Annotated in this window: 7 protein-coding genes; 2 read left to right on the forward strand and 5 right to left on the reverse strand. The window is 39.5% G+C overall.

Annotation, left to right across the window (positions count from 1 at the left end):
* Positions 1-359 precede the first annotated feature (359 nt).
* The 5 genes from QNJ66_RS24995 to QNJ66_RS25015 all read right to left on the reverse strand — a co-directional run bounded on the left by QNJ66_RS24995 (position 360) and on the right by QNJ66_RS25015 (position 4,702).
* Positions 360-797, reverse strand: a complete 438-nt coding sequence (locus QNJ66_RS24995) for a PIN domain nuclease (RefSeq protein ID WP_300511376.1) — start codon at positions 795-797, stop codon at positions 360-362.
* Positions 745-957, reverse strand: coding sequence for a type II toxin-antitoxin system VapB family antitoxin (locus QNJ66_RS25000; protein WP_300511377.1), 213 nt, complete (start codon positions 955-957; stop codon positions 745-747). The genes QNJ66_RS24995 and QNJ66_RS25000 overlap by 53 nt, the downstream gene beginning before the upstream one ends.
* Before the next feature lie 239 nt (positions 958-1,196).
* The gene (locus QNJ66_RS25005; protein ID WP_366146323.1) at positions 1,197-1,991 is read right to left on the reverse strand and encodes a group II intron maturase-specific domain-containing protein; all 795 of its coding nucleotides are present in this window, start codon (positions 1,989-1,991) and stop codon (positions 1,197-1,199) included.
* The gene (locus QNJ66_RS25010) at positions 1,921-2,868 is read right to left on the reverse strand and encodes a reverse transcriptase domain-containing protein (protein WP_300511378.1); all 948 of its coding nucleotides are present in this window, start codon (positions 2,866-2,868) and stop codon (positions 1,921-1,923) included. Before QNJ66_RS25010 ends, QNJ66_RS25005 begins: the two co-directional genes overlap by 71 nt.
* A gap of 625 nt (positions 2,869-3,493) precedes the next feature.
* Positions 3,494-4,702, reverse strand: a complete 1,209-nt coding sequence (locus QNJ66_RS25015) for a transposase (protein ID WP_300511379.1) — start codon at positions 4,700-4,702, stop codon at positions 3,494-3,496.
* Positions 4,703-5,067: 365 nt separating this feature from the next.
* Between QNJ66_RS25015 and QNJ66_RS25020 the strand changes: the two genes are divergently transcribed.
* Positions 5,068-5,454, forward strand: coding sequence for a DUF3110 domain-containing protein (locus QNJ66_RS25020; protein ID WP_300511380.1), 387 nt, complete (start codon positions 5,068-5,070; stop codon positions 5,452-5,454).
* Between the two features lie 249 nt (positions 5,455-5,703).
* Entirely contained in the window at positions 5,704-7,029 is a 1,326-nt protein-coding gene (gene iscB, locus QNJ66_RS25025; protein WP_300511381.1) for an RNA-guided endonuclease IscB, read from the forward strand.
* The last annotated feature ends 191 nt before the right edge of the window (positions 7,030-7,220 follow it).

Below are 7,220 nucleotides of genomic sequence, written 5' to 3' on the forward strand. Positions count from 1 at the left end.
TTGATCCCTTAAAACAGTTTGTAGTTGTGCTTCTGTAATTAAATCAGCATCCCGTAAAATCTCTCCTAATAAGGGTTTCCAATAATTTTGAGGAACAACAATATGAGGAGCAGAAATGATTATACTAGACTTCATCTTCATATAAAAAGAGTTTTATGATTATAGTATTAGTTAATTGCTCTCATCGCTGTGATCTTAATTACATATTGATAGCTGAAAACTAGAAAAACTTCCTGCCTCCTGCCTCCTGCCTCTTCTCAAAGATAAGATTGGTTTGACAACAAAATTTATATGAAGCGATCGCATTTTTAAACTGCTAATAACTGTTGCGCAATAGTAATAGTCTGAAAACTCTAGCACTAGGGTTGAAAGCGAATCCCCTGAAATGAACGCACTCTTTGAATCATCTCAAAATCTCGATCATTATGAATTAAGGTGAGTTGTGCATCAATGGTTAATTGAGCAATGCAACAATCAATACTACTCCTAACAGTTAATCCTTGTCGTTGTAAATCGTAGTAAATACGAGCAGCAGCGACCCAAGTAGAATAATTTACCTCAATATAATCTTGATCTTCGAGATAAGTCTCTAATAACCTCCATTCTCTCTCATCTCGACACCCTTGCAATAATTCCATTTGGGTAAAACGAGTCAGGAAAATATTGTCATCTTTGATAATAGATTCTAATGTTTGACGACTATTTCCCGTCTTATCTCGAAAAATCATAATCCACACAGAAGTATCAATCAGAAACATTTTGATTGTCTCGTGTTGATTTGTAATCGTAATTGTCATAAAACTGAATTTTACCGCTTAAATCTAGTAAATTACGCTTTTTATGGTTTCTAATCAGTTCTTTAAGGGCAAAATTGACTAAATCTTTCTTAGTCCGCAAATTTGTTAATTTAAACGCTTCTTCGACTAAGTGATCATCAAGGTCAATATTAGTTCGCATGATTCTATTAAATGTGTTTATTGTGTAAATTTATCCATATTATACACAAAAAAGCCAGTATTAAATATGCTTATAACTGTTGCGCTACAGTAACTAGATTTTCTATTTCAGCTTGAGCCATGATCATTCTATCAAAGGGGTCCCGATGATTAATAGTTGACACTGGCGGGTAAGAGAGCATACGTCACCGTATCTCCCTCCCCTAAGAACCGTACTTGACACTTTTCGCATCATACGGCTCAAGCCTTTGCCTTCACAGTTCGTTTACCACTATGTACCGCTTTATGACAGGCTTTGTGTAGGTGTTGGAGATTGTCGATATCATCCAAACCACCTTCTGCCACTGGTACTATGTGGTGTGTTTCGATAGTTTCACCATTATTAAGATGTTCCCCACAGATAGGACATTTCCATCTTTGATTCTGGGCTATTTGATAATATTTTGACCCTTTATCCCAGATGGTCTTCCCACCTTTGGTGGCTCTTTTTGTCCAGTAGTCCGTTAGTTGGGGATTATCTGGAGATGCCGTTCCTTTTACCTTGATGTGGCGTTCGATGGGTATCTTGGCTATGTTAAATAAGCCAATTTCTTTGGTTTTGCCTCTTCTGTCTTGGACATTGCAAGCAAATTCCCATCCTTTGCCTCTAATCTTAAAGTATCGGTTAGCAATCCATCTTTTGCCCTTATTGGGATGTCTTCTTTTTGCCCATTGCCAGAGTGCCTTCCACGTTTCAGAGTTGATGTATCTAAATGTGTCTTTGCTGATGGCGTGACGGTAATAGTTTCCAAAGCCTCGAAGTTTAGGGTTTAACTGTTCAATGACTATCTTTTGTTCTACCGTTTTGTTTTGTTTGAGCCATTCCCTGATTTCCTTAAGAAGGTTTAGGACTTTCTCTTTTTGTGGTTTGATTAGGAGTTTGCCATTGTATTGTTTGAGATTGAACCCAAGGAAATTAATTCCTTCACTGATGTGAACAGTTTTGGTTTTTTCTCTGTTTAGTTTTAGTCCCCTTGTTGATAACCATTGTTCGATTTTTTTGTTGGATTTCCTCTATATCCTCTTTACTTTTTGCGGTTACAATGAAATCATCTGCATATCGGATGAATCCATATTTGTCTCGGTTCTTTTCTTTCTTAAATTGTTTTATGAACTTTTCAAGTCCGTGAAGACCGATGTTTGCCAAGAGGGGGCTAATGATGCCTCCTTGTGGCGTTCCGCTTTTGGTTTCATGAAATTTTCCTTTATCTAGGTATCCTGCTTTTAACCATAATTTAATGAGGTTTCTGGCAGGAAATTTTCCAATAGATTCTAGGATTGTTTCATGAGTGATATTGTCGAAAAATCCAGTAATGTCTGCATCTAGTATCCAGGTGTCTTTTCCACCTGTTAATCGATTGAAACATTGTTCAATGGCATCGTGACAACTTCTTCCGATTCTGAATCCGTAGCTATTGGGTTCAAATTTGGCTTCCCATATAGGTTCAAGAGCATTCTTAACAACAGCTTGTGCTATTCTATCCTTGATGGTAGGGATACCTAGTGGTCTTTGTTTACCGTTTGATTTGGGAATATACACCCTTTTAGTCGGTTTAACTTTCCACAAGGTGTGTTCTCCCATTTCTCGGACGAGTTTTACCCGTTGTTCAGGTGTTGATGCCACCTCCTTATCTACACCTGCTGTTCGTTTTCCTTGGTTCAGTTGGGTAACTTTTCGCACTGACAATATTAAATTGTCGAAGCTTCTTAACATCAGCTTCGTAAGGCTCCTTACCTTATTCCACTGACCGTTCTGTGTAGCACGATATATCCGTTTCCTTAGATTCTTAACGTTCTTGACGACTGATTTCCAGTCAATCTGTGACCAGTCGTTAAGTTGTCGGGAGTCTCCGATAACCAGGGTGGTTTCCATCTTTCAATCTCCTTTCAGTTTCCTTGAATCGTTTTTTATCGTTTAAGACCTGTCAGAAGTGGGCTACCATTTTTCAGGCGGTGTGATGTCGGGATATCCCCTCAACCCTTATTCCCTACATTACATAGAGACTTTCGCTTTCTCTGACTTCCTTTACCCCCTAGACATTTGGCTTTGATTACTCTTAGCTTACTCCCCTGTTTCGACTTCAAGAGAGAGTCTATTGGGTTTACCGTGTTTCGCTCTTGATGACCTGCGAGAAGGTTAGGGTTTGACTCATGCTCCGATAGCTTTTTGACTTCTTTGTTAGACCAGTGGATTTCTAACAACTAGCTATGTACCTTTTGGTTAAGGTGTTTCAGCCTTATTTCACCTCTTCTTCAATCACGAAGTTGGATTAGTCATTCACTTATCGTTAACCCTTCCTTTTCTTCCTCTTGCCATCCTCACCAGTTTCAGGCTGTTAGTTTGGTGGCTTTTGTGGTCTGCATTCCAATGGGTTCATTACTTACTTTCATTGTGACCAGACTTTTTCAAGTCGTTTACATGAGGACTAGGGAGAAGTACCCTAGAGAGAGACGGCTCTCTACTCATCAAGTGCGACTTTTCACGTCGCACCCACTGGCTAAAGGCGAGTGGATTCTTCAATCAACGACTCGTCTTGCTGATGCAGGATTGCTCCAACAAAAGTAGAGGACAAATCTCCTGAAGCGTTCGGATCTAAGATCCAGGTTCCGACATGACCTGTCGTACCCAAGGCTCGATTAAGAATATTAATGGCTGCATTTTTATCCCGATCTAATTGACATCCACAAGCACAAACATGAGTTCTTGTCGATAAGGATTTTTTAACAACAGCCCCACAATTAGAACAATTTTGGCTTGTATAAGCAGGGTTAACCGCAACAGTTATTCTGCCCATTTTTTGCCCAAAATACTCTAACCATTTTCTAAATTGATACCAACCTGCATCATTAATAGACTTAGCTAAACAATGGTTTTGAACTAAGTTTTTAATTCTCAAATCTTCGTATGCTACCAAATCGTTAGATTGGATTACGCAACGCGCTAGTCTCTTAGCGTGTTCTTCACGTTGCCTACTTATTTTGAGGTGTTTACGACCAAGTTTATTAATGGCTTTTTTACGGTTGGTTGAGCCTTTCTTTTTGCGAGAAACACGCCGTTGATAAAACTTTAATCGTTTTTCTCCTTGACGATAAAATCTAGGGTTGGGTTCAGTTTGTCCCATTGAATCAGTATAGAATTCCTTTAAACCAACGTCTAAACCAATGGTTTTATGAGTTGGATGTAATTCTTCTTTGATATCAACAGAGAGACAAAATTGACAGTAGTAACCGTCTGCTTTACGAACTAACCTTACCCGTTTAATTTTATTTTGTGGGTAAAAAGCTAAATCATAAGTCCCAACTAACTTGAGTTTTCCGATGCCTTTTTTATCAGTAAACTCAATATGTTTCGGGTCTAAAAGTTTCCATCCACTGGTTTTATACTCAACTGAACGAGTATTTTTCTTAAAGCATGGATACCCCTTTTTACCAGGGACTTTTTTCTTACAGTTGTCAAAAAATCTAGCAATAGATGACCAACATCTTTCTACAGAAGCTTGGCAAGCATGAGAATTTAGAGCTTGAACAAAGGAAAACTCAGAACGCAGTTTAGTATTGTACCGATAAAGTTCAGCACGATTAACCTTCTGACCATCCATCCAATAACGCAAGCACTTATTGCGAACAAATTGGGATGTTCTGATGGCTTCGTCGATGGCTTGATACTGCTTGATTTTTCCTTTAACCTTAAACTCGTAAACTATCATTTGACGCTATATTTATTGGCGTAATGTTATTATGACACAAAAATATTGGACTGTGCGCCGTAAAGCGATGCAGCGCGGTCTTGGTGGTTCCCATCAAGGAGCGACTGCATCAAGACGGGCGGGGAACCTGCACCCCTGATTTTTCGGTCAAAGTATTATTAGTTACGAAGAAATTGAGAAACTTCAGGCTGATAACAATCACTTTACAAAAACCCTTGCTAAAATGAACTCCCAGTATTAACGTTTAGTTGATAAGCTGAGTTTTGCCTAATCCGTTCACTAAAGATTCTAACCAATAAAGACCTGAATGTATCGGTGAATTTATCAGCCAAGCTGTCACACCATAAAGAGGAGAAAGCGCAGTTATGAGTAAAGTGTATGTTCTACTTTTTAACGCCCGCACCGACAATGAGGGAATTCATACCGTGCAGATGGGCGATCGCAATAAAATCTTGATGTTTGAGTCAGAAGACGATGCCACCCGTTATGCGTTGCTACTCGAAGCCCAAGACTTCCCCACCCCAACGGTAGAACCCTTTGACTCCGAAGAAATCGAAGAATTTTGTAAACAGGCCGACTATGACTGGCAAGTGATCGCCGCAGGAGAGTTAGCCATTCCTCCCGAACAAAATGTAGAAGAGATCACCTGGGGAGAAGAAGAAATGTCCCAAAAAGAAACCCAAACAAGCGACTCCCAAATGTCCTCAGAGGAACTGGAGCAAATTCGCCGTAAACTCGAAGGCTTATTATAATTCTTGTCACGAACCCACCGCTAACCGCTAAGGCGGTATAACGGGGGCTTGAAAGAGTCCATAACGTGACCAGTTCCCTAGAAATTCTAGGAGCCGTTATCTAATTCATAACACCTTAGAGTGCGTGCCAGCTTTAAGCTCTGTTGTTTAACTTTAAACATCTCTAAACGGGTTAAAGAAGTGAGTTAAACAAGAGCAAGATTAGATAACCAGAACGAGGCAAACAATTACCCCTAACGGGAGATTAAAATGCAAAACTTTGTATTTGTTCTAGATTCAACAAAAAAGCCGTTAAATCCTGTTCATCCTGGGCAGGCAAGGCGGTTATTAAAACAAGATCAAGCGGCTGTTTTTAGACGCTATCCTTTCACTATTATTCTCAACGAGGCAGTAAAGGAAAAAGCGAAGAACATTAAATTAAAACTAGATCCAGGCTCTAAATTTACAGGGATTGCTTTAGTGCAGGAAAACCAAGTTATTTGGGCAGCCGAATTACAACATCGAGGTCAACAGATCAAAGATGCTTTAACCTCAAGACGACAGTTAAGAAGAGGAAGGCGAGGACGTAAAACTCGTTATCGTCAACCAAGATTTCTTAATCGAAAACGTACTGAAGGTTGGCTACCTCCAAGCCTTCAACATCGAGTTGATACAACATTAACTTGGGTCAAAAGATTAATTAGATACTGTCCTGTTGACTCTTTATCAATTGAGTTAGTCAAATTCGACTTACAGAAAGCGGATGCGACCCCGCGCCGTGAGACGGCGCAAGGGAACGCGCACCAAGAACAGGAAAACCCAGAGATTCGGGGTGTTGAATATCAACATGGAACCCTTTACGATTGGGAAGTTCGAGAATATTTGTTAACTAAATTTAATCGAACTTGTCAGTATTGTAAAGCGACGAACCAACCTTTTGAAGTTGACCATATTCATCCCAGAAGTCAAGGGGGGAGTGACAGGGTTTCTAACCTAACTCTAGCTTGTCATGATTGCAATCAAGCCAAGGGAAATCAAGATATTAAGGATTTCTTAAAGTGTAAATCTGACTTGGCTAACCGTATTTTAAAACAGGCAAAAACACCACTGAAAGATGCTGCTGCTGTTAATTCTACTCGTTGGAAACTGTTTAATTCCCTCAAAGAATTAGGATTACCAGTAGAAACGGGAAGTGGTGGGTTAACTAAGTTTAATCGGAAACGGTTAAAAGTTCCTAAATCCCACTGGCAAGATGCTGCTTGTGTGGGAAAAGTACCTGATAATTTAGTTTTCAAGACTAATCAACCTTTGTTAATTAAAGCAACAGGTCACGGAACAAGACAGAGATGCCGTCCTAATAAGTTTGGTTTTCCTAAAAGTCATGCTCCCAAAGCTAAGTTCTTTCAAGGATTTCAAACAGGAGACTTGGTATCGGCATCAATTCCTAAAGGTAAATTTGCTGGTCAATATGTAGGCAGAATTGCTATTAGATTTCGTCCTAGTTTTGTCCTTCAGTTACCCTATAAAAAGTTTGATGTTCACCCTAAGTATTTGACACATATTCACTCCCTTGACGGGTACAATTATGCTTACTAAAAATAAGGATTCGCTTCGCTCAGTTTATTTGTTGAACGACCTTCCCCTCACCGTTAAGCTTCGCTATAACGGGAGTCCTCTGGAGGTATAAAGATGGACAATATAACCTCTGAATTTACTTTATCTGAAACGAAAGAGACACCTTCACTGACAGTAGAGCAAGCTATTGCTAATTTACAACAAAAAGAGGA

This window comes from Crocosphaera sp. (assembly GCF_030064895.1).
GTDB lineage: Bacteria > Cyanobacteriota > Cyanobacteriia > Cyanobacteriales > Microcystaceae > Crocosphaera.